This is a genomic window from Gordonia amarae NBRC 15530, assembly GCF_000241345.1.
In the GTDB taxonomy this organism is placed as follows: Bacteria; Actinomycetota; Actinomycetes; order Mycobacteriales; family Mycobacteriaceae; genus Gordonia; species Gordonia amarae.
The window spans coordinates 91,759-113,500 of the sequence record NZ_BAED01000040.1 but is presented as its reverse complement, the minus strand read 5'-3'; the positions used below and the strand labels follow the sequence as shown (position 1 = coordinate 113,500).

Annotated in this window: 20 protein-coding genes; 6 read left to right on the top strand and 14 right to left on the bottom strand. The window is 68.5% G+C overall.

Annotated elements, in window-relative coordinates; all coding sequences use genetic code 11:
* Nucleotide 1 precedes the first annotated feature (1 nt).
* A complete protein-coding gene (locus GOAMR_RS10840) occupies nt 2–1,414 on the top strand; it encodes a 9-bladed beta-propeller domain-containing protein (RefSeq protein ID WP_170319145.1) in 1,413 nt (470 codons plus the stop codon).
* Nucleotides 1,415–1,444: 30 nt separating this feature from the next.
* Here GOAMR_RS10840 and GOAMR_RS10835 read toward each other — a convergent pair whose 3' ends face one another.
* The 7 genes from GOAMR_RS10835 to GOAMR_RS10805 all read right to left on the bottom strand — a co-directional run bounded on the left by GOAMR_RS10835 (nt 1,445) and on the right by GOAMR_RS10805 (nt 8,888).
* Nucleotides 1,445–1,951: a hypothetical protein gene (locus tag GOAMR_RS10835; RefSeq protein ID WP_005187019.1), complete on the bottom strand. Its 507-nt coding sequence runs from the start codon at nt 1,949–1,951 to the stop codon at nt 1,445–1,447.
* An 8-nt stretch (nt 1,952–1,959) separates the two neighbouring features.
* Entirely contained in the window at nt 1,960–2,706 is a 747-nt protein-coding gene (locus GOAMR_RS10830) for a DUF4191 domain-containing protein (protein WP_005187017.1), read from the bottom strand.
* Between the two features lie 72 nt (nt 2,707–2,778).
* On the bottom strand, nt 2,779–3,798 hold the full coding sequence (gene lipA / locus GOAMR_RS10825; RefSeq protein ID WP_040514965.1) for a lipoyl synthase: 1,020 nt from the start codon (nt 3,796–3,798) through the stop codon (nt 2,779–2,781).
* A complete protein-coding gene (gene lipB, locus GOAMR_RS10820) occupies nt 3,786–4,487 on the bottom strand; it encodes a lipoyl(octanoyl) transferase LipB (protein WP_040514964.1) in 702 nt (233 codons plus the stop codon). The genes lipA and lipB overlap by 13 nt, the downstream gene beginning before the upstream one ends.
* 31 nt (nt 4,488–4,518) lie before the next feature.
* Nucleotides 4,519–5,418: a TIGR01777 family oxidoreductase gene (locus tag GOAMR_RS10815; protein ID WP_005187000.1), complete on the bottom strand. Its 900-nt coding sequence runs from the start codon at nt 5,416–5,418 to the stop codon at nt 4,519–4,521.
* Between the two features lie 6 nt (nt 5,419–5,424).
* The gene (gene sucB / locus GOAMR_RS10810; RefSeq protein WP_005186996.1) at nt 5,425–7,164 is read right to left on the bottom strand and encodes a 2-oxoglutarate dehydrogenase, E2 component, dihydrolipoamide succinyltransferase; all 1,740 of its coding nucleotides are present in this window, start codon (nt 7,162–7,164) and stop codon (nt 5,425–5,427) included.
* 179 nt (nt 7,165–7,343) lie between these two features.
* Entirely contained in the window at nt 7,344–8,888 is a 1,545-nt protein-coding gene (locus tag GOAMR_RS10805; RefSeq protein WP_005186993.1) for a leucyl aminopeptidase, read from the bottom strand.
* Between the two features lie 111 nt (nt 8,889–8,999).
* On the opposite strand from GOAMR_RS10805, the gene gcvT reads away from it, so the two are divergent.
* Nucleotides 9,000–10,106: a glycine cleavage system aminomethyltransferase GcvT gene (gene gcvT, locus GOAMR_RS10800; protein WP_005186990.1), complete on the top strand. Its 1,107-nt coding sequence runs from the start codon at nt 9,000–9,002 to the stop codon at nt 10,104–10,106.
* A 56-nt stretch (nt 10,107–10,162) separates the two neighbouring features.
* Complete coding sequence (locus tag GOAMR_RS10795; protein ID WP_005186987.1) at nt 10,163–11,263, top strand: branched-chain amino acid aminotransferase; 1,101 nt, start codon at nt 10,163–10,165, stop codon at nt 11,261–11,263.
* A 66-nt stretch (nt 11,264–11,329) separates the two neighbouring features.
* On the opposite strand, the gene GOAMR_RS10790 is transcribed toward GOAMR_RS10795, so the two are convergent.
* The 6 genes from GOAMR_RS10790 to GOAMR_RS10765 all read right to left on the bottom strand — a co-directional run bounded on the left by GOAMR_RS10790 (nt 11,330) and on the right by GOAMR_RS10765 (nt 16,970).
* On the bottom strand, nt 11,330–11,785 hold the full coding sequence (locus tag GOAMR_RS10790; protein ID WP_005186985.1) for a hypothetical protein: 456 nt from the start codon (nt 11,783–11,785) through the stop codon (nt 11,330–11,332).
* A gap of 398 nt (nt 11,786–12,183) precedes the next feature.
* The gene (locus GOAMR_RS10785) at nt 12,184–12,597 is read right to left on the bottom strand and encodes a hypothetical protein (protein ID WP_005186982.1); all 414 of its coding nucleotides are present in this window, start codon (nt 12,595–12,597) and stop codon (nt 12,184–12,186) included.
* 180 nt (nt 12,598–12,777) lie between these two features.
* Nucleotides 12,778–13,689, bottom strand: a complete 912-nt coding sequence (locus GOAMR_RS10780) for an amidohydrolase family protein (protein WP_005186974.1) — start codon at nt 13,687–13,689, stop codon at nt 12,778–12,780.
* Between the two features lie 26 nt (nt 13,690–13,715).
* A complete protein-coding gene (locus tag GOAMR_RS10775; RefSeq protein WP_005186972.1) occupies nt 13,716–14,504 on the bottom strand; it encodes an adenosylcobinamide-GDP ribazoletransferase in 789 nt (262 codons plus the stop codon).
* 10 nt (nt 14,505–14,514) lie between these two features.
* On the bottom strand, nt 14,515–16,287 hold the full coding sequence (gene cobT / locus GOAMR_RS10770) for a nicotinate-nucleotide--dimethylbenzimidazole phosphoribosyltransferase (RefSeq protein WP_005186969.1): 1,773 nt from the start codon (nt 16,285–16,287) through the stop codon (nt 14,515–14,517).
* A 5-nt stretch (nt 16,288–16,292) separates the two neighbouring features.
* Nucleotides 16,293–16,970, bottom strand: a complete 678-nt coding sequence (locus GOAMR_RS10765) for a DUF3043 domain-containing protein (RefSeq protein WP_005186966.1) — start codon at nt 16,968–16,970, stop codon at nt 16,293–16,295.
* Between the two features lie 72 nt (nt 16,971–17,042).
* Here GOAMR_RS10765 and GOAMR_RS10760 point away from each other — a divergent pair, with 72 nt between their 5' ends.
* The 3 genes from GOAMR_RS10760 to GOAMR_RS10750 all read left to right on the top strand — a co-directional run bounded on the left by GOAMR_RS10760 (nt 17,043) and on the right by GOAMR_RS10750 (nt 19,637).
* Nucleotides 17,043–18,119: a glycerate kinase family protein gene (locus tag GOAMR_RS10760; RefSeq protein ID WP_005186962.1), complete on the top strand. Its 1,077-nt coding sequence runs from the start codon at nt 17,043–17,045 to the stop codon at nt 18,117–18,119.
* A gap of 98 nt (nt 18,120–18,217) precedes the next feature.
* Complete coding sequence (locus GOAMR_RS10755) at nt 18,218–18,577, top strand: HesB/IscA family protein (RefSeq protein ID WP_005186959.1); 360 nt, start codon at nt 18,218–18,220, stop codon at nt 18,575–18,577.
* Between the two features lie 94 nt (nt 18,578–18,671).
* Entirely contained in the window at nt 18,672–19,637 is a 966-nt protein-coding gene (locus GOAMR_RS10750) for a carbohydrate kinase family protein (RefSeq protein ID WP_211599619.1), read from the top strand.
* Nucleotides 19,638–19,723: 86 nt separating this feature from the next.
* On the opposite strand, the gene asnB is transcribed toward GOAMR_RS10750, so the two are convergent.
* Entirely contained in the window at nt 19,724–21,649 is a 1,926-nt protein-coding gene (gene asnB, locus GOAMR_RS10745) for an asparagine synthase (glutamine-hydrolyzing) (protein ID WP_005186953.1), read from the bottom strand.
* Nucleotides 21,650–21,742: the final 93 nt, after the last annotated feature.

The following is a 21,742-nucleotide window of genomic DNA, read 5'->3' as shown; positions in this document are numbered from 1 at the left end:
GTTGGGTGTCATCAGTGCCGTCGTGCTTGCGCTGATCGCGACGGTTGCAGTGCCGGTGAGCCTGAACGGAACGGCGTCGAGAATCACGGTCAAACCAGTCGAGGCCGGTCAGGCCACCAAGCTCAGGTCGTTGCCGGCACAGCCGCAGCGACGCTGGGAGGTCGACGCCGACTCGCTGTTCGGGAAGACCCGCAGCATCAAGTACATGATGGTCCGCGCCGCCGACGAGGACATGGCTGTGGTCGCGGGAGTCCCGGAGGATCAGGGGCCTGCACCCATCATGGCCGTCGACACCGAAGGCGGCGCACCGCTGTGGAAAGAGCCCAGCCTGGTCCCCGTGCAGTGGTGCGCCATCAGCCGCGACAAGAAGCTGGCGTGCCTGCGCAACGGCCAGACCGCCACGTCATCGAGCCAGGTCGCGTTCCTGGATCCGGCCACCGGCAAAGAACTGCGCACCATCACGATCGACGCACCCGGGACCGCCAAGATGTCGCGAGCCGGTGACGGTTTCGTGGTGTGGACCAGCGAGTACGACGAGATCTCGAAGTCCTCGCAGGCGACGATCGCCTGGATGAGCTCGGACGGCTCCAAGCAGTGGACCCGCAAGCCGCGCGTCGAGGAGGACGACGTCACCCTGTCCGAGGCCGGCAACGTGCTCGCCGTCCGCGACAACCAGGATTCGGTCTCGATGTACCAGCTCGACACGGGTGCGGTCCTGTACGACTCGGCCGGCGACCAGAAGGTATTCAAGGAGGAAGCGGACAAGCGCAGCCGCATCGGTGAGGTGAACGTGTACGTCAGCGCGATACCGCACGCAGGCGGGTTCGCCGTCAGCTTTCGTTCCATCTATTCGAGCGTGGTCAAGTTCTACGACAACAACGGTATCCATCTGCAGGACGTCAAGGACATCCAGCTGCCGAGCTACGCCGACGGGACCGAGGGCACGGCGGTGGTGTTCCAGCGGGAGGACCGAGGCTCGAACTACACCAGCGGGGTGATCTCGGCGACCACCTTCTCGGTCGTGTGGGAGGCATCGTCGGACTTCACCTACTCCACGGACATCGAGATGGTGGCGGGCACCTTCGTTGTCGAGAGCGACTACGACGACGACCAGAAGAAGTGGCAGATCTACCGGCTCTCCGACGGCACGAAGCTCGGTTCGCTGACCACCAGCATCTACCAGAAGATCGTCGGCAGCGACGGTGAGCGCATCGTGTACGAGGGCGACCGCACGTCCGAAGAACCCGGCCCGGGCGCGCTGACCGGGTACGACAGTGCCACCGGACGGGAGGTCTGGCGGGTCAAGTCCACCGAGAGCGCCGACAACGTCAATGTCCGGTTCGTCGGACCGAACCTGTACTGGTACAACGCGCGGACCACCAAGCGGCACGCCTCGGTGATCCAGTACGGCTGAGACCACCCCGTGGCCAGTTCCGGCGTGGAGTCAGTCGGCGGTGACGATTTCGCCGTCCACGATCTTCTTCAGGAGATCCACGGCGGGCGGTCCCGCCTCGGCGGTGTTGGCGGAATCGTCACCACTGCCCTGCGCGAAGCCGGCGCGGACCGCGACACAGCCGCCGTCGGTCTTGCGGCGGACCTCGCCGGTCCGGACGCCGCTGTTGGTGCGCTCGGGGACGCTCCACACCCACTTGCCCTTGCCGTCGCACTGCCGGACGCCGGTGACCGTCAGATAGTTGGCGCCCCGCGACGACGACCCGAGCTGGGTGGTGGTCAGGGCGTCGGTGAGTGCGCTGAGGTCCCTGTCGTCGCCCTTCGGGGTCAGCAGCACAGTGCCGTCAAGGTCGCGGGCCTGCCAGCCGCCCGGCACCTGAATCTGCACCGACGTTCCCCCGGACAGACTGAACCGCTGACCGGAGTCATCGGACATACAACCGGTCAGCGCGGCCGAACACGCGAGGGCGAGGACCGCGGCACCCGTGGTTCTGTTCACGCCTGCCCTCAGCTACGACGGCGGGCGGTGCGCTGCATGCCGCGCATCTTGGCGCCCGCGGGCATCGGGCCCTTCGGCATACCCGCGGCGCCGGTCTTACCGCCGAGCGCCTGCAGACGGCCGTCCAGGGCGTCGATCCGCTTGCCGTCGATGTTGCTGGGCAGCTTGTTGATGTGGCGTTCGAGCTTGGACAGTGGGACCTGCCCGTCCTCGTTGCCGACCATGATCTCGTAGATCGGGGTGTCGCCGACGACGCGGGCGGCCTTCTTCTTCTCCTGCGCGAGCAACTGCTTGATGCGGGCCGAGTTTCCCTCGGCCACGAAGATCACACCCGGTTTGCCGATCACGCGGTGCACGGCGTCGAGATGTGAGGTGCCCACCACGGCCTGCTTGACGCGCCACTGGCCCCGCATGTTGCCCAGTGCCCAGCCCGCGGCGCCCGGCTGGCCCTCGGCCTTCTTGTACACCGAACTCTGCACGCGGCGGCCGAACAGGATGAACGCGGCGAGCACACCGAGCACGACGCTCAGCGGGATGAACAGCCACGGCGCACCGAAGACGAGGCCCAGCACCACGCCGAGCGCGACGACCAGCACGAACACCCCGACCATGTACGGGATGAGGCGCTTGTCGTCCTTGCGCTGCATCTGGAACGCCTGCCAGAGCTGCTGGCGCCGTTCCTTCGATGCCGTCTTACGCGCCTGTTTGGCCGCGGCCTTCTCTTCTTTGCTGACCGCCGACTTCGCCTTTGCCATGGTGGCCAGTTTACGTGCTCACCTCAGCGTTGAGTGCCCGGGTTCGCCAGGTGTGAACGAGGAGCGTTCCGGTCAGCGCGCCATCCGTGCCAGCACGCTGGAAGCCTCCTGGCTGGCCGAGCCTTCCTCGGCCAGATGCGCCATCGCGGGGGAGAGCTCCCGTCCGTGACGGGCCATCGCCTGGGCGTAGAGCCGTCCAGCGCGATAGGACGAGCGCACCAGCGGCCCGGCCATCACCCCGGCGAATCCGAGCTCCTCGGCGAACTGCGAGTGCTCGACGAACTCCTCCGGCTTGACCCAGCGTTCCACCGGATGATGGCGGGGGGAGGGGCGCAGGTACTGCGTGATCGTGACGATGTCGCAGCCGGCGTCGTACAGGTCGGCCAGGGCCTCGCGGACCTCCTCGGGTGTCTCGCCCATGCCCAGAATCAGGTTGGACTTGGTGACGAGTCCGAAATCGCGTGCGGCGGTGAGTACGTCGAGCGAACGCTCGTAGCGGAACGCGGGACGGATGCGCTTGAAGATGCGCGGCACAGTCTCCAGGTTGTGCGCCAGCACCTCGGGGCGGGCGTCGAACACCTCGGCCAGCAGGTCGGGTTTGGCATGGAAGTCCGGGATCAGGTTCTCCACGCCGGTGCCCGGATTGAGCCGGTGGATCGCGCGCACCGTCTCGGCGTACAGCCAGGCACCCTCGTCGGGCAGGTCGTCGCGGGCAACACCGGTTATCGTCGAATAGCGCAGGCCCATCGCCTGCACGCTCTCGGCGACCCGGCGCGGTTCGTCGCGATCGAGCTCGGCCGGTTTGCCGGTGTCGATCTGGCAGAAGTCGCAGCGGCGGGTGCACTGCTCACCGCCGATCAGGAACGTCGCCTCGCGATCCTCCCAGCATTCGTAGATGTTGGGGCAGCCTGCCTCCTCGCACACCGTGTGCAGACCCTCACGCTTCACCAGGCCCTTGAGTTCGGTGTACTCGGGACCCATCGTGGCGCGGGTCTTGATCCACTTGGGTTTGCGCTCGATGGGGGTCTGCGCGTTGCGGATCTCCAAGCGCAGGAGTTTGCGGCCGTCGGGGGTGGCTGTCACTGTGCTGATCCTACGTGCGTCGTGGACGCCGGGCCGTCGGCCGGTGCGTCGGGGTTGAGTGGGCGGGGTGCGTCCAGGGCATCGGCAACCCGCATGCAGACATCGTCGACGACGCTGTCGACGGGAAGCGGCCGGCCGAGTTCGCGAGCCAGGGAGGTGACACCCGCGTCGGCGATGCCGCAGGGGACGATGGCGTCGAACGCGGACATGTCCGGGTCGACGTTGAGCGCGAAACCGTGCAGCGCGACACCCCGGGCGACCCGGATGCCGATCTGCCCGAGCTTGCGTTCACCCGCGGCGTCGCGGATCCACACCCCGGACCGGCCCTCGACGCGCCCGGTGGTGACGCCGAGGCCCGCGCACACGTCGATGAGCGCCCCTTCCAGACGCCGCACATAATCGACGACGTCGAGCGGTTCGGCGAGCCGGACGATCGGGTAGCCGACGAGCTGACCGGGACCGTGCCAGGTGATGCGTCCGCCGCGGTCGACGTCGATGACGAGGGAACCGTCGGTCGGCCTGTCGGAGTCCTCGGTGCGTTTACCGGCGGTGTAGGTGGACGGATGTTCCAGGAGCAGCAGCACGTCGTGGTCGAGGGCACCGTCGGCACGCTCGGCGGCGAGGCGGTGCTGCAGGTCGTAGGCGTCGCGGTAGTCGACGACGCCGAGCCGGCGGAACTCGATCGGCGCCGCGCTCATCCGGGCGCCGCCACGGGTGCGGGTGGGTATTTCAGGCACTTGCGTATTCCAGAGCGGAGTCGATGTCGGGATGGGTGAAGGTGAAACCGGCGTCGGTGAGCACCTGAGGTACAACACGCTGGGAGTGCAGAATCATTTCCTCCGCCATCTCGCCGCCGAGCCTGCGGACCACGAAATCGGGCACCACCAGCCGGGCCGGGCGGTGTAGCGCCGAACCGAGCGCCTTGGCGAAGTCGGTGAACCGCACCGGATTCGGGGCGCACAGATTGACCGGGCCGGTGATCTTGTTGTCGGTAAGACTGTTCTCAAGGATCGTCACGATCGCCGCCACCTCATCGGGCAGCGTGATCCACGAGAAGTACTGATCGCCCGCGCCGAACGTGGCGCCGAGCCCCATCCGGAACAGCGGCGTGAGCTTGCCGATCAGTCCGCCGCGGGAGGAGATCACCGGGGCGGTACGCAGGAGGACGACGTTGGTGCCGGCACCCGCCACCGAGGTGGCGGCGTCTTCCCAGTCCCGCACCACGTCGGCGAGGAAACCTGTTCCGGCGGGGTCGGTTTCGACGGCCGCGTGGGCGCCGGTGTCACCGTAGTAGCCGGTGGCACTGGCACTGACGAACACGGGCACCCCCGCCTCGGCGACCGCCTCGGCCAGCACCTCGGTGGGAGTGATCCGGGAATCGCGGATCTCCTGCTTGAACCGGCCCGACCAGCGGTGATCGCCGATACCGACACCACCGAGACCCACGACTGCCCCGACTCCGTCGAGAGTCCGCGGGTCGACGCCGAAGGTCTCGGGATCCCAATAGTGTTCGTCGTCGGCCCGGACCTGCCGGCGTACCAGCCGGATCACGGTGTGTCCGGAGCCGCGCAGGGTGTCGACGAGGGCCGAACCGATCAGCCCCGCCGACCCTGCGACGGCGATCCTCATGACGGGCTACAGACCGAGATCCGCGGCGAATGAGCCACCTTCGAGGCGCTTCTTGACGGTGGTCAGGAAGCGGCCGGCGTCGGCGCCGTCGATCAGCCGGTGATCGTAGGTCAGCGGCAGGTACGACATCGAGCGGATGGCGATCACGTCGGATCCGTCGGGCTCGGTGACGACCACCGGGCGCTTGACGATCGCACCGGTGCCGAGCATGGCCGCCTGCGGCGGAACCAGGATCGGGGTGTCGAACAGCGCGCCCTGGCTGCCGATGTTGGTGATGGTGAACGTGCCACCGGCCAGCTCGTCGGGCTTGAGCCCGCCGGAGCGGGCACGGGCGGCGATGTCGGCGATGGCGCGCGCCAGTCCGGCGATCGACAGGTCGTCGGCGTTGTGGATCACCGGCGACAGCAGACCCTGATCGGTGTCGACGGCGATACCGAGGTGGACGTTGCCGTAGTAGGTGATCTCCTTGGCGCCCTCATCGATGGAGGCGTTGACGTTCGGGTGCGCCTTGAGCGCCTCGACCACGGCCTTGGCGATGAACGGCAGGAACGTCAGGTTGACGCCCTCGGAGGACTTGAACGACTCCTTGGCGGCCTTGCGCAGGCTGACGATCTTGCTCATGTCGACCTCGAACACCTGCGTGAGCTGCGCGCTCTCCTGCAGCGACTCGCGGGTCTTCTTGGCCGTGATGAGGCGGATCCGGTTGGCCTTCTGCGTCGTTCCGCGCAGTGCGGCGAGCTCGGGCTTGACCTCGGGGCCGGCGGCGGTCGCAGCGGGTGCGCTCGCAGCGGCGGGCGCGGCGGCGGCGGGAGCTGCTGGGGCCGGAGCTTTGGCAGCCTCGGCAGCGGCGAGCACGTCCTGCTTGCGGATGCGTCCGCCCACGCCGGTGCCCTTGACCGTGTTCAGGTCGATGTTGTTCTCGGCGGCCAGCTTGCGGACCAGCGGCGTCACGTACGGCGTCGACTCGATGGTCGGCGGATCGGCCTTGACGACGGTCGCGGTCTCGGCGGGAGCCGGGGCGGGCTCGGGTTCCGGTGCCGCGGCGACCGGTTCCGGCTCGGGTTCCGATTCCGGTTCGGGTTCGGGTTCCGGCGCGGGGGCAGGGGCGGCGGGTGCGGCAGCGGGCACGGCCCCGGCCGCACCGATGATGGCCAGCTTGCCGCCGACCTCGACGACGTCGTCCTCCTGGGCGAAGATCGCCAGCAGGGTGCCGGAGGCGGGTGCGGGGATCTCGGTGTCGACCTTGTCGGTGGAGACCTCCAGTAGCGGCTCATCCTCGGAGACCTCGTCGCCGACGGCCTTGAGCCAGTTGGTGACCGTGCCCTCGGTGACGGACTCGCCCAGAGCCGGCATCACGACCTCGGTGCCCTCGGCGGCCGATGCCGGCGCGGCGGGAGCGGCGGGAGCGGCGGGTTCCGGCTCAGCGGCGGGTTCGGCGGCCGGTTCGGGTGCGGCGGGCTCCTCCGCGGCCGGGGGAGTGGCCGCAGGTGCGTCGCCGGCGGACTCGGAGGCGTCACCGATGACGGCCAGCTCGCCGCCGATCTCCACGACGTCGTCCTCGTGCGCGACGATCTTGATCAGCACACCGGAAGCCGGGGCGGGGATCTCGGTGTCGACCTTGTCGGTGGAGACCTCCAGCAATGGCTCGTCGGCCTCGACGGTGTCTCCCTCCTCCTTCAGCCACCTGGTCACTGTTCCTTCGGTGACGCTTTCACCCAGGGCGGGCATCTGGACGGAGAAGGTCATCGTTGTTGACTCCTCAAACTCAAACTTGACGCGTTGATGACGGACAAATTATGTGCGGATCGGCATCGGCGGGTGGTCGATTCCTCGGGATAGAACCCTACCCGTGTTCGTCTGCCGACATGTGATGTGCGGTAGTTACGCGCGGGTAAGTTTGCTGCCCCACTCCAAGGGTGAGTGGGTCAGCCGTTGGCGACGATGTCTTCGAGGACCGCGAGGATCGTGCGGACCGGTACGCCCGTGCCACCCTTGGGGTTGTAGCCCCACGCACCGCCGGTGTTGAACGCGGGTCCGGCGATGTCGATGTGGGCCCACTGCACCCCGTCGGGCACGAACTCCTTGAGGAACACGCCGGCCAGCAGCATGCCGCCCCAGCGCTGCGACCCGGCGTTCACCAGATCGGCGACCCGCGAGTTGAGCTCGGAGCGTAGCTCGGACGGCAGCGGCATGGCCCACGCGTTCTCACCGGTCTCCGCGGACAGCCGCGCCACCCGGTCCCGGAACTCGTCGGTGCCCATCACCCCTGGGGTGCGGGTACCCAGGGCCACCATCTGCGCACCGGTGAGCGTCGCGGTGTCGATGAGGTAGTCGGGGTCGTCCTCGCCGGCGCGCACGATCGCGTCGGCCAGGATCAGGCGGCCCTCGGCGTCGGTGTTGATGACCTCGACGGTGATACCGCCATATTGGGTGAGCACGTCGCCGGGGCGCTGCGCGGTGTCCGACGGCATGTTCTCGGCCATCGGGACGGTGGCGATGACGTTCACGCCGAGACCGAGCTTCGCGGCCAGGATCGTCGAGGCGATCACCGCCGCCGCGCCACCCATGTCGGAGGTCATGTTCTCCATGCCCGCCGGCGGCTTGAGCGAGATGCCACCGGTGTCGAAGGTGATGCCCTTGCCCACCAGGGCGACGGTCTTGGCGTCCTTGCCGGCGTTGTGGGTGAGGCGGACCAGCCGCGGCAGCCGCGAGGAGCCCTTGCCGACGCCGATGATGCCGCCGTAGCCGTTCTTGGTGAGCTCGGCGTCGTCGAGGATCTCGACCTTCAGTCCGGCGGCGCCGGCCAGCACCCGCGCCCGTTCGGCGAACTCCTGCGGATACAGGTGGCTCGGGGGAGTGTTGACGAAATCACGGGCCAGCGCCACACAGTCGGCGACAGCGACGGCGTGGGCGAGCTCGGTCTTGGCCTCCTTGGTCCGCTCCTCCACGAGCAGGGTGACCGATGTCGGCGGCGCCTTCTTGGACCGGGATTTGTCGGAGCGGAACTCCTCGAACCGGTACGAGCCCAGGAAGAAGCCCTCGGCCGCGGCGGCCAGGTTCACATCCGACAGTGTGGTGGCCACCGAGGCCAGGCCGTCGAGCGAGCGTGCCACGATGCCCGCGGCCTGCCGCACCTTGTCGGCGTCGTCGAGATCGGCGGCGGCACCCAGGCCGACGGTGACGATCAGCTCGACCGGCACCGACGACGGCGCCGGAAAGCGATGCACCTCACCGTGTTTGCCGGTGGCGCCCAGCACCTTCAGTGACGCCGAGATCTGTTCTGCCGCAGCGTCGTCGAGAATCCCGTCGATGGTCACCAGGGTGGGGTCGCCGGGTTCGGCACCGGTGTCTTCGCCGGACGAGTCGGGGGCGATCAGGCCGAGAACGAGGACCGTGTCGTCGGCGTCGATGGTGGCGGACAGGTGCAATTCGGGGCCGCGAACGCGGTCGAAGGAGTCGTTCTTGCTCACCTGGTCAACTCTGCCACAGCGCCGACACCCGGGAAGGTATCGGCGACGGTTGATCCTGACCTCGCCCGACCGGCGCGAGCCGGTGCCGCCGACCCAGTAGCGTAAGGCGTTATGAGTGAGCTGCTGGATGGTCCGATCGCGGACCGGCACGTCGCGCTGGAAGCGAGTTTCGCCGCCTTCGGAGGGTGGAACATGCCGGTCTCCTACGCCGGTACCGTCGCCGAACACACCGCCGTCCGCGAGGCCGCGGGCATCTTCGACGTCAGTCACCTGGGCAAGGCGCTGGTGAGCGGCCCGGGAGCGGCGGACTTCGTGAACTCCACGCTGACAAATGACCTGGGCAAGATCGCGCCGGGCAAGGCGCAGTACACCCTGTGCTGCAACGAGGCAGGCGGCGTGATCGACGATCTGATCGCCTACCTCGTCGGCGACGACGAGGTGTTCCTGGTGCCCAACGCGGCCAACACCGCCACCGTCGTGGCCGCCCTGCGGGCCGCCGCCCCCGAGACGATCACCATCACCGACCAGCACCGCGACTACGCGGTGTTCGCGGTGCAGGGGCCGCGCGCTCCCGAGGTGCTCGACGCACTCGGGCTGCCGTCGGACATGGAGTACATGGCATTCGCCGACGCCGAGCTGATCCTGTCCGAGGGGGCGGCGCCGGTACGGGTGTGCCGAACCGGCTACACCGGCGAACGTGGCTTCGAGATCCTGCCTCGCTGGGCCGACGCCGGGCCGGTGTTCGACGCCCTGCTGGCTCAGGTGACCGCGGTGGGCGGTCAGCCGGCGGGCCTCGGCGCCCGGGACACCCTGCGCACCGAGATGGGCTACGCGCTGCACGGACACGAACTGTCCACCGAGATCACCCCTGTCCAGGCCCGTGTCGGCTGGGCCGTCGGCTGGGACAAACCGGCGTTCTTCGGCCGCGATGCCCTGCTCGTGGAAAAGTCCGCGGGTCCGGTGCGCCGGCTCTACGGTCTGCGGGCCACCGGCCGCGGTATTCCCCGCGAGGGCTGCGCGGTGACCGGGGCCGACGGACAGCAGATCGGCACCTGCACCTCGGGCACCTTCTCGCCGACCCTCAAACAGGGCATCGCGCTGGCACTGCTCGACACGGCGTCCGGGGTCAAGAAGGGTGACGAGGTCGCGATCGACGTGCGGGGCCGTGCGCTGGCCTGCGAAGTGGTCATCCCGCCGTTCGTCGAGTCGCACGTCTGAACCACCGGCGGCCGGGTCGGCGGAAAGCACTTGCCGCGCGGCGATAGGATGGACCAATGACCTTGCAGTTCAGCCGCACCGAACACCCCCATCCCGTCTCGGAGGGGCGGCGTTCGGAGATCCTCGCCGCACCGGGATTCGGAAAGTTCTTCACCGACAACATGGTGATGGTCGACTACGACGTCGACCGGGGATGGCATAACGCGCAGGTAAAGCCATACGGCCCCATCGCGCTCGACCCGTCGGCCATGGTCCTGCACTACGGCCAGGAGATCTTCGAGGGCCTCAAGGCCTACCGGCAGCCCGACGGCACGATCGCCGCGTTCCGGCCCGAGGCCAACGGTGAGCGCCTGCAACGCTCGGCGCAGCGCCTCGCCATGCCCGCCCTGCCCATCGACGACTTCATCGAATCGCTGAAGGCGCTGCTCGACGCCGACAACGAGTGGGTGCCTGCCGCCGGCGGCGAGGAGTCGCTGTACCTGCGCCCGTTCATGTTCGCCTCGCAGGCCGGACTCGGCGTCAACGCGCCGTCCGGGTCGTACATCTACTCGGTCATCGCCTCCCCGGCGGGTGCCTACTTCTCCGGCGGCATCAAGCCGGTGAGTGTGTGGCTGTCCACCGAGTACGTGCGCGCCGCGCCCGGCGGCACCGGTTTCGCCAAGTGCGGCGGCAACTACGCCGCGGCATTCCTCGCGCAGCAGCAGGCCACCGCGCAGGGCTGCGATCAGGTCGTGTGGCTCGACGCCATCGAACGCCGCTACATCGAGGAGATGGGCGGCATGAACCTGTTCTTCGTGTTCGGTTCCGGCTCCGACGCCCGCCTGGTCACCCCCGAGCTGAGCGGTTCGCTGCTGCCCGGCATCACCCGCGACTCGCTGCTCACCCTCGCCGCCGACGCCGGCTTCGGCGTGGAGGAGCGCAAGATCAGCACCGAGGAACTCCGCAAGGGCGTGGCGTCCGGTGACATCACCGAGGTGTTCGCCTGCGGCACCGCCGCTGTGATCACCCCCGTCGGCCGCGTCCGCGGCGTGGGCGAGGACTACACCATCGCCGACGGACAGCCGGGCGAGGTCACGATGGCCCTGCGCGACACCCTCACCGGGATCCAGCGCGGCACCTTCGCCGACACCCACGGCTGGATGACCCGCCTGTTCTGAACACGGCGGAATCCCCGCACTGCCCGCATTTGAGTGACTCAGATGCGGGCAGTGCCGTTTATCCGTCTACAAAACGAATCCACCGGCCGGGGTGACGACGACTTCGCGAACGCGATGGAAGCTGTAGAACTGCCGGTTCGGGGTGGCGATCCAGCCGTTGCAGTTGGCCTGTGTGGAGTACACCATGGGGAACCCGCCGAGCTGTGGTGCGAGTCTCAGGGTGATGGACCCGGTGGCGGTTTTGCCGTGGACGAATCTGTCACCGCGGGAACTGCTGCTGAGACGATTCGGGTCTCCGATGATGAGTTCGCAGGTCAGGGGCTGTTTCGGGAGGCCCGAGACATGCAGCGCGACGACACCGCCGGACACCGAGAAGTCGGCGCGGGGAGCGGCCGGGGCGGCGTGGGCCGGTACCGGTGCCAGCGCGGTGCCACCCGCGGCGAGCAGTGCACCCACGAGCATGATCAGCAGCGCGAGCGCCGGGCCCGCGGTCCGGGATGGCGTGCGTGGTATCCGTGCCATCTCCTACCTCCTGACGGTCTGCGACGACCGTATCCATCGTCGCAGACCATCGGCCTCGGCGTGAGGATATGAGAAGTCCTTCGGAGACGCTGAGATCGTGGGCGATTGCCGGGAGGACTCCCATGGGGGTCATTTCGGTGGTGGTGACAGCGAAGACTGAAATGCCGACCATGGCGACGGACAACCAGTTTCGCAGCGAAGATGTCGGCCGACGAGGTGACGAACCGCGACAGGCAGTAGGTGAATTGGTCTGAAATCCGGGGGATTCAGCTCTCGCTCGTCGGCGGCGCCGGGCGCCGAGTTCGAAGGCTGCGACTCTCCCGCTCAGTGATCCCCGACTTCAGCCGAGGTCGGGGATCACGCGCCGGTGGGCAAGTCGGTGCGAGCCGAAACTGCCGCTACGAGCCGAAACCGCCCAGGGGCGTGACGAACAGGGTTTTGTGGGACGTCAGATTGCGGGACTTCGACTTGATGGTCCAGAAGCAGTCGAGACCGACCTTGTAGGAGGCCGGCAGCGGATGCAGCGGGGGATACGCCGACAGGACGATCGACCCGGTCTTGGTGGTGCGTTCGATGTGCACCCCGCCCTGGTTGCTGCCGAGCGGGTTGTCGGTGCGTGGATCGCTGATGGTGAAGATGCAGTCCACCGGCACTCGCGGAAGATTGTCGGCGCGGGCGACGACCTTGCCTCCCTGCACGACGAAACTCGCCTTCGGTACGGCCGGCGCGGCATCGGCGGGTACGGCGACCGAGGCCGCCGCCACGGTTGTTGCCACCAGGCCTGCCATCACAATGGTCCTGGTACGTCGCATGTCGATGCCTCCCATGATTCATGCGGTGCACGGCACTGTGGAGTGCCGTATTGCTTAGTGTGACACCTGGCGCACCCGTCAGGTATTCCGAACGGTGTATGGCGCGAAGACACCGAAAGGTGTGACGAACAGCGGCGTCAACCGACCTGGCGGAGCCGTTGCGCGATGCGGTGGCGGTACTTATCGATGCTTGATGCCGAACAGGTGGGAAGCGTTGTCGAAGCACACGGCGCGTAGCCAGTCGACGCCGAGGTCGAGGCGCGCACACGCGTCGAGCGAGTGTCTGTACGGGTACGGGATGTTCGGGAAGTCACTGCCGAAGAGCACCTTGTGGCCGAGGTCGCGGAGCTGCCCGCGCAGTTCGCGCGGAAACGGCGCGAGTTGTTCGGAGAAGTCGGTGAACGCCATCGTCGTGTCGAGGTGAACGTTGTCGTAGCGTTCGGTGAGGTCGAGGAAATCCGCGTACTCAGGCATGCCCATGTGCGCGATGATCAGTGGCAGAGACGGAAACCTGCCGAGAAGCCGACGTATCGGTTCCGGACCGGTGTAGGTTCCCGGAGCCGGTCCCGAACCGCAGTGGATCACGACGGGGATCTGGGCGTCGTCGATCTGTTTCCACACCGGATCGAGCAGCGGGTCGTCGGGTGGGTAGTCGCCGACCTGTATGTGCGACTTGAAGATCCGTGCCCCGGCGGCGATCGCGTCGGCGACGTAGCCTGGTGCGTCAGGTTCTGGGTAGAACGTCGCTGTCTGCAGACAGTCGGGATGAGAGGCGGCGAAGTCGATCGCCCAGCCGTTGAGCCACTGCGCCATCCCGGGCTTGTGCGGGTAGATCATCGATGAATAGCCCAGAACCCCGAACGAGCGCAGCGCCGCAACCCGGCTGTTCTCCTCGGTGCGGTAGGTGATGGGCCATTCGCGGCCGATCATCGGCCCGGCGGAGTCGAAGTACGCCCAGACCTTGTCCAGAACCTGTTTGGGCATGAAATGGGTGTGCACGTCGATCAGTCCGGGCAGTCCGAGATCGTCCGTGAACGCCCGGATCGAGGTGGCCTCCGCCGGGCTGAACGGTTGTGGTGCCGAGGTACACATATCTGGAGAGTCTGACCGGGCTCGGGTCAGCGGGCAAGGAGGCCGACGACGGTCATCGCCAGACCGATCTCGATCGCCGCGCCGAGGACGTCGCCGGTGATCCCACCGATGCGGCGTGCGCAGTGCCGCGACAGCAGCCAGACCGCCCCGGCCATGACTGCGAAAGTGATTACCGCGGTGAGCATGTGGCCCACGTCGTAGCCGCCCGGTCCGGTGGCGCCGAGTATCGCTGCCCCGGCCAGCATGACGGCTGGCCAGACGATCAGCGACAGTCCTTGCGTACCGGCGACCATCGCACCGAACCCGGTGGAGGCGGCCGGTGCGAGGCTCCGCCGGCAGGCGAGTACTGCGGCGACCCGCGCCGCGACGACCGCGAAAACGATGTCATACCAACGATGTTGCTCGGTGAGTATGGCGAATCCGATGGCCTGCACCGCACCCGCCGCCACGATCGCCGCCGCACCGAACGGGCCCACCGACCCCGACTTCATCACCTCGGCGACCCGTTCCGGAGGCCCGTAACAGCCCAGCCCGTCGACGGTGTCGGCCAGGCCGTCCACATGCATGCCGCGGGTGATCAGGGCCAGGCCGATCACCAGCAGCACCCCGATCATCACCGCCGGCAGAGCGGTGTGCGAGAGGCCGAAAGCCAGTGCCGCCGCGGCGGTTCCGAGTAGCGCTCCGACGACGGGCACGGCCGCGATCACTGCGGCGCCGGTACGCCGGTCCATCTCTACCGCCGGCGACGGGACCGGCACGACGGTCAGCCAACTGACGGCCACATGCACCGCGGTGACGGGGGACAGTCGGGTCATGGTGGTGTGCTCAGCCGCCCGACACGCCCGCCTCGCCGAACGTGGCCATCGAGGTGAGCACGTCGATCGCCGACTGCACCACCGGCAACGCCAGCACGGCGCCGGTACCCTCACCGAGCCGCATCGACATCTCCATGATCGGTTCGAGGTCGAGATGCTCCAGCGCGGCCGCGTGGGCCGGTTCGACCGACCGATGCCCGGCCACCCACCACTGCACGGCGCCCGGGGCCAGCTGTTCGGCGACCAGTGCCGTGGCGGTGACGATGACCCCGTCCACGATCACGGGTGTCCTGCGGACCGCGGCCTGTGCCAGGAAACCGGCCATCGCCGCAAGATCGGCGCCGGCGACCGTGGCGAGCATGGTCAGCGGGTCGTGCCGGTGCGGTCGCACCCTGCGCATGCCGTCACGGATGGCGGCGGTCTTGCGGATCCAGCCCGCGTCGTCGATACCGGAACCCCGGCCGACGACCTCGACGGGTTCGCGTGAGGTGATCGTGCCGATCAGCACGGAGGCGGGCGTCGTGTTGCCGATACCCATCTCGCCGGCGATGAGCAGGTCGGCACCCGCGTCGACGAGGCTGTCGGCGATGGCCCGGCCGGCCGCGAGCGCCTGGCGGGCCTCGTCGATGGTGAGGGTGTCGGTCACCCGCAGGTCGCCGCAGCTGCGCCGCACCTTGAACGCGGCCACGGCCGGGTCGGTGTCGGCATCGACCGAGATGTCGGCCACATGCACCGTCGCACCGGCGCGCCGGGCGAGCACATTGATTGCGGCGCCGCCACCACCGATGTTGGCGACCATCTGCGCGGTGACCTCGGGCGGATATGCCGACACACCGTCGCGGGCGACGCCGTGATCGCCGGCGAACACGACGACCCTGGGGGAGCGCAGCGGCCGCGGCGGGCAGATACCCTGGCATGCCGCCACCCAGTTGCCCAGCTCCTCCAGCCTGCCGAGCGACCCCGGAGGTTTGGTGAGGGTGAGCTGCCGGGCGCGAGCGGCCTCGGCCACGTCGTGATCGGGTGCGTCGATCGGCGGGAAGATCTCGGCGTCGGCCGGGTCGACGGGCCGGGCCGGTACCGGCAGCGCTCCCACCCGGACGACAGCATCGGCGTCGTCGGCGGCGGGTATCGCTCCGGGGCCGGGCGGGGTGTCCATCACCGGTGCCACAGCCTCGGTCGGCGTCGCAGCCTCAACCGGCACCGGGGCCGGGGTGATCGGAACGGGCTGTGCCGCGGTGATGTCGACGGGTTCACCGGCGGGCAGTTCCAGCACCCGTCCGGCGACGACCAGCAGCACGCGATCACACACCTGGGCCAGGAGCGCGTTGACGGAGCCGAGATCGTCCTGGAAGCGGCGTCCGGCGGGGGTGGGCGGCACCGGGGCCAGCCCCACCTCAGGGCTGATCAGCACCAGGTCGCCGGTGTAGCCGGCCACCGCGTCGTGCAGTGCGGCTGCGGCATCGGCGATGCCGCGTTCGGGATGGTCCCAGCCGTCGACGGCGTCGACGTGTGCGGCGACCCAGTTGCCGATGTCATCGACGAGCGTCGGCGTGTCCGGATCGCCGGTGAGCGCCGCCGCGACGTCGGAGGTCTCGACGGTCAGGTAATGCTCCCCGCGGCGTTCCCGGTGGGCACGCACCCGGGCCACCCACTCGGTGTCCGTGGAGATCGTGGGACCGGTGGCGATGTAGCGCACCTGCGGATAGGCGGCGAGCAATGCCTCACCGTGCGCGGACTTGCCCGACCGCACCCCGCCCAGGATGAGGGTTCGTGTACCTGCCATGCGCGTCAGACCGCGTCGCCGGCCGACACCTGGGGACGCGGCGCGCGCATCCTGCGCAGCTGCATCGCCCGGCTGAACGAGTACCAGCCCAGCTTGAAGCCGCCGTCGGCGCTGTCGGGATAGCGTTCACGCACCCGGCGGTTCACCAGTCGGCCCAGGACGACGGCGTCGACGATCATCACCACCACGAACACCAGCAGCACGATGTTCATGATCATCGGGTAGTTCACCGAGATCGGGGTGAACATGAAGAAGATCAGCACGATCGCGAACGGCATGAACAGGCCGGCCAGGTTGCGGCGCGAGTCCACGATGTCGCGGGCGAACCTGCGGACCGGACCCTGATCGCGCGGCAGCAGGTACCGCTCCTCGCCGGCCATCATGCCCTCGCGCTGCTCCAGCCGCCGGGCGCGCCGGTCATCGGAGGCGGCGCGCTTCTCCTCGCGCGTCATCGTCGACTTGAGTTCCTTCTTGCGGGCCCTTGCTTCGGCCCTCGTGGTGGGCGCGGGAGCCACCGGACCGCGCTTACGTCCCTGCGCGTCGCGGCGGGACGGGGTGGGACGGCCCTTGCCTGGCGTGTAGGCACTGCCTTTGCCGGTGCCGGGGGTCTCCTCCGCGGCCGGGGTCTGCTCCTCGGGGGCTGGCGAAGGGGCGTCGGCGTCCTTTTTCCATGGCAGTTTCACGGCCTCGAGAGTAGGGGATTCCGTCGTGCCGATGCGCGCGGACCTCCCTATACTCCGGCTATGACGCAGCCCATGACCGTGCTCGTGGCGCCCGACTCGTTCGGAGACACGCTCACCGCAGTCGCCGCGGCCGACTGTATCGCCGAAGGCTGGCTGGCGGCCCGCAGCCAGGACACCGTCCTGCTGGCACCCCAATCCGACGGCGGCCCGGGTTTCGTGGATGTCCTTGCCTCCCGGCTGGGCGCCGTCCACACCACCCGGGTGCCGGGGCCTCTCGGCGCCGATGTCGACGCCAGGTGGCTGCTGCACGACGACCCCGACGGCGCGGCTTCCGGACTCACCACCGCCTACCTGGAATGCGCCCAATGCTGCGGACTGCACCAGCTCGGCGGAACCCCCACCCCGCACACCGCGCTCGCCGCCGACACCACCGGACTCGGTGAACTGGTCGTGGCCGCCCTCGCCGCCGGTGCGCGCCGCCTCGTCGTCGGTCTGGGCGGTAGCTCCACCAGCGACGGCGGCGCCGGCATGATCACCGCGCTCGGTGGTCCCGACGCCGCCCGCGCACTGCTGGCCGATATCGAGATCGTGGTGGCCTCCGACGTCGAGAATCCGCTGCTCGGGCCGCTCGGCGCGGCCGCGGTGTTCGGGCCGCAGAAGGGCGCCGACCCGGTGACGGTCGAGCGGATCGAGGACCGGATGCGGCAGTGGGCGCAGGTACTCACCGAGATGGCCGGGCGCGATGTCGGTGAGTTGCCGGGTGCCGGTGCCGCCGGCGGTCTGGGTGCGGCACTGCTGGCGCTGGGCGGTCACCGGGTGGCGGGCGCGACGGTCGTCGCCCAGGCCACCGGACAGTCCGAGGTGGTGGCCCAGGCCGATCTGGTGATCACCGGGGAGGGCAAGTTCGATTCACAGACGCTGCGCGGCAAAGTGGTCTCGGCCCTGACGTCGGCGGCCATCGGGCGGGGCGTGCCCGCGATCGTCTTCGCCGGGCAGGTGACGCTGCCCGCCGAGGAGATCGCCGACGCCGGGATCGCCGGGGCCTACGCGATCGTCGACCGGGCCGGCTCGGTCGAGGTCGCGATGTCGGATGCGGCGGCGCAACTGACCGGGTTCGCGGCCGACGTCGCGGCCCGGTGGGGTGACTGAGTGGGCCAGGCCGAACGGGCCGGACCCGTGGGAATAGCGGCTGACGGGGTACCGTTGACGATGAAGACCCCCGCTCGATTGCACGAGGAGCTGAGCACATGACCGTTGCCAACGAATCCGGCGCCGCCACGTCGACCGGCGTCATCCTGACCGACACAGCCGCGGGCAAGGCCAAGGCGCTGCTCGACCAGGAGGGCCGTGACGACCTGTCCCTGCGCATCGCAGTCCAGCCGGGTGGCTGCGCGGGCCTGCGCTACCAGCTGTTTTTCGACGACCGTTCCATGGACGGCGACCTGACCGCCGACTTCGGCGGCGTCACCCTGGCCGTCGACCGGATGAGCGCACCGTACGTGCAGGGCGCCACCATCGACTTCGTCGACACCATCGAGAAGCAGGGTTTCACCATCGATAACCCCAACGCCACCGGCAGCTGCGCCTGCGGCGACTCGTTCAACTGAGTTCCGGCAGCTGAGTTTTTCACAGACCGGCCGCACCCCCTCCGCGCAGGGGGTGCGGCCGGTCGTGCGTTGTCAACCGGTAGCGTGAGGTCCCGTGACTATCGTCGTATGCGGGTCCATCGCGACCGATCACCTGATGACCTTTCCGGGCAAGTTCTCCGAACAGTTGCTCCGCGATCAGCTTGAGCACATCTCGCTGAGCTTCCTCGTCGACGATCTCGTCGTCCGGCGGGGCGGGGTGGGCGGCAACATCGCCTACGCCATGGGACAGCTCGGCGGCACTCCCACTCTCGTCGGTGCCGTCGGCCCCGATTTCGATGACTACCGCCGGTGGCTAGAAGCCGGCGGCGTCGACTGCGGCGCCGTCCGGGTCTCCGAGAACCACCACACCGCGCGCTTCACCTGCACCACCGACGAGACCATGGCCCAGCTGGCCACCTTCTATCCCGGTGCGATGAGCGAGGCCCGCGAGATCTCGCTGAAGGAACTGTTCGCGAAGAACGGCACCCCCGAACTGGTGCTGATCGGCGCCGACGACCCGGACGCGATGCTGCGCCACACCCGCGAATGCCGCGAGGCCGGGGTGCCCTTCGCCGCCGACCCGTCGCAGCAGCTCGCCCGCCTCGACGGCGAGCAGGCCCGCGAACTCATCGACGGCGCCACCTACCTGTTCACCAACGAATACGAGTGGGGCCTGCTGCAGCAGAAGACCGGCCTGTCGGAGGCGCAGGTCGCCGCGATGGTCGGCACCCGTATCACCACCCTCGGCAGCAAGGGCGTCGACATCGTCGACGGCGAGTCCGTGCACGTGGCCGTCGTCCCGGAGACCGAGAAGGTCGACCCGACCGGCGTCGGCGACGGCTTCCGCGCAGGCTTCCTGCTCGGCGTCAGCAAGGGTCTGTCGTTTGAGCGCGCCGCTCAGCTCGGGTCGATGGTGGCCGTTCTCGTGCTCGAGGCGATCTCGACGCAGGACTGGTCATGGGACTGCGACTCCGCCCTGACCCGCATCAAGGGCGCCTACGGCGAGGATGCGGTCGCGGAGATCGGCGCCGTGCTGTAGTTCAGGCCGAATACGACAAGGGCCGCCCGTCGAGACATCGACGGGCGGCCCTTATCGCATGTCGGGACTCCAGGCGCATCTCGGAACTACAGGCGCACCGGATAGTCGTGGTCGGTGATCGCCGGCACCAGCGTCTTCTCGACGAAGATCGCGTGCCACACCATGAAGATCAGGATCGTCCACAGGCGGCGGCTGTTGTCGACGACACCGTCGCGGTGTTCGTTCAGCATCGCCACCACCACGCTCTTGTCGAAGATGTGGTCGGTCTGGGACGCGGCGATCGTCTCGTGCGCCCAGTCGTACATCTCGGTACCGGCCAGCCAGTGCCGGATCGGCACCGGGAAGCCGAGCTTGCGGCGATGCAGCACATGCGGGGGCACGATCTGCTCCAGTGCCTTGCGCAACGCGTACTTGGTGGTGCCGTGCGCGATCTTCTCGTCGAAAGGGAGGGTCTCGGCGATCTTGTAGACCTCAGAGTCGAGGAACGGCACCCGCAGTTCCAGTGAATTGGCCATTGTGATCTTGTCGGCCTTCACCAGGATGTCGCCGCGCAACCAGGTGAACAGGTCGATGTGCTGCATCCGGGCGACCGGATCCCAGCCGCGGGACTGCGCGTAGATCGGTGCGGTGACGTCGGTGTGCGTCCACTCCGGGCGGTAGTCGCGCAGGACGGCCCGCAGCCGGGCGTCGTCGAAACTCCGGGCATTTCCGTAGTAGCGCTCCTCCAGCGTGAGCGAGCCACGATGCAGCAGGCTCTTGCCTCGGGTGCCCTCCGGGATACGGTCGGAGACCTTGCCGGCGAGGCGGCGCAGGGTGCCGGGCAGCTTGTCGAAGGCGCTCAGCGACAGCGGTTCCTTGTAGATGGTGTAGCCGCCGAACAACTCGTCGGCACCCTCACCCGAGAGCACCACCTTGACGTGCTTGCGTGCCTCCTTGGCCACGAAGTACAGCGGGACCAGGGCCGGGTCGGCGACCGGATCGTCGAGGTACCAGACGATCTCGGGAATAGAGGCGATGAACTCGTCGGGCCCGACGACCTTGATCACGTGCCGGGCGCCGATCGCCTCCGCGGATTCGGCCGCGACATCGACCTCCGAGTAGCCCTCACGCTGGAACCCGGTGGTGAACGTGATCAGGTCGGGGTTGTGCTGGATGGCCAGCGCGGCGATGGCAGTCGAGTCGATGCCGCCGGACAGGAAAGAGCCGACGGTCACGTCGGCGCGCATGTGCTTGGCCACCGAGTCTCGCAGCGCCTGCGCGATGTCGTCGTAGCGCTGCTGCCGGGTCGCCTCGGTCACCGGGCGCACGGCGAACTGCGGGGTGAAGTAGCGACGCACCGAGGGGGCCGAACCGGGCTTGAGAGTGGCGTACGTCCCCGATTCGAGCCGGCGGATCGAGGCGTGCAGCGTCTCCGGTTCGGGAACGTACTGCAGAACGGTGTAGTGCTCGGTGGCTCGCGGATCGAGATCCTCGGACAGTCCGATCCGGTCGATCAGTTCGAGCAGGCTCTTCTTCTCGCTGCCGAAGGCGGTGCCGCCGGGACCCGTCGCGATGAACAGCGGCTTGATGCCGAACGGATCGCGGGCGATGAACAGCGAGTTGTCGGCGGTGTCCCAGATCGCGAAGGCGAACATGCCGCGCAGCCTGCGCACCGAGTCCGGTCCCCAGTGGTGGAAGGCGGCCACGATGGCCTCACCGTCGCCCTCGGTGCGGAAGACGGCACCCTCGTCGCGGCCCAGTTCGGCGCGCAGTTCCAGGTAGTTGTAGATCTCTCCGTTGAAGACCATCGCGTAGCGCTCCGGGTTGTCCGGCGGTCCCCAGCGCAGCGGCTGATGTGAGGTCTCGATGTCGATGATCGACAGGCGGTTGAATCCGAGGACGATGTGCTCGTCATTCCACGTGCCCGGCTCGTCCGGACCCCGGTGACGCATGCAGTGCGTGGCCGCAGCCACGAGGTCGACCGCGTCCGCGGCGGAGCCGTCGGAGGTCAGAAGGCCGAGCAGTCCACACATTCAGGCAGTTCCTCACGTCCGTTGGGTGTCGGGAGACCAGGGCGGCGGCCGGGCGGGCCGGGAGAATCCGACGGGTCGAGTATGCCGCAGACG

Bases quoted from the DNA above. Each gene is read 5' to 3' on its own strand.
- asnB (WP_005186953.1), bottom strand. From the start codon at position 21,649: ATGTGTGGACTGCTCGGCCTTCTGACCTCCGACGGCTCCGCCGCGGAC.
- GOAMR_RS10830 (WP_005187017.1), bottom strand. From the start codon at position 2,706: ATGGCAAAGGCGAAGTCGGCGGTCAGCAAAGAAGAGAAGGCCGCGGCC.
- GOAMR_RS10775 (WP_005186972.1), bottom strand. From the start codon at position 14,504: ATGACCCGACTGTCCCCCGTCACCGCGGTGCATGTGGCCGTCAGTTGG.
- sucB (WP_005186996.1), bottom strand. From the start codon at position 7,164: ATGACCTTCTCCGTCCAGATGCCCGCCCTGGGTGAAAGCGTCACCGAA.
- GOAMR_RS10790 (WP_005186985.1), bottom strand. From the start codon at position 11,785: ATGGCACGGATACCACGCACGCCATCCCGGACCGCGGGCCCGGCGCTC.
- GOAMR_RS10780 (WP_005186974.1), bottom strand. From the start codon at position 13,689: ATGTGTACCTCGGCACCACAACCGTTCAGCCCGGCGGAGGCCACCTCG.
- GOAMR_RS10760 (WP_005186962.1), top strand. From the start codon at position 17,043: ATGACCGTGCTCGTGGCGCCCGACTCGTTCGGAGACACGCTCACCGCA.
- cobT (WP_005186969.1), bottom strand. From the start codon at position 16,287: ATGGCAGGTACACGAACCCTCATCCTGGGCGGGGTGCGGTCGGGCAAG.
- gcvT (WP_005186990.1), top strand. From the start codon at position 9,000: ATGAGTGAGCTGCTGGATGGTCCGATCGCGGACCGGCACGTCGCGCTG.
- lipB (WP_040514964.1), bottom strand. From the start codon at position 4,487: ATGAGCGCGGCGCCGATCGAGTTCCGCCGGCTCGGCGTCGTCGACTAC.
- GOAMR_RS10755 (WP_005186959.1), top strand. From the start codon at position 18,218: ATGACCGTTGCCAACGAATCCGGCGCCGCCACGTCGACCGGCGTCATC.
- GOAMR_RS10795 (WP_005186987.1), top strand. From the start codon at position 10,163: ATGACCTTGCAGTTCAGCCGCACCGAACACCCCCATCCCGTCTCGGAG.
- GOAMR_RS10815 (WP_005187000.1), bottom strand. From the start codon at position 5,418: ATGAGGATCGCCGTCGCAGGGTCGGCGGGGCTGATCGGTTCGGCCCTC.
- GOAMR_RS10785 (WP_005186982.1), bottom strand. From the start codon at position 12,597: ATGCGACGTACCAGGACCATTGTGATGGCAGGCCTGGTGGCAACAACC.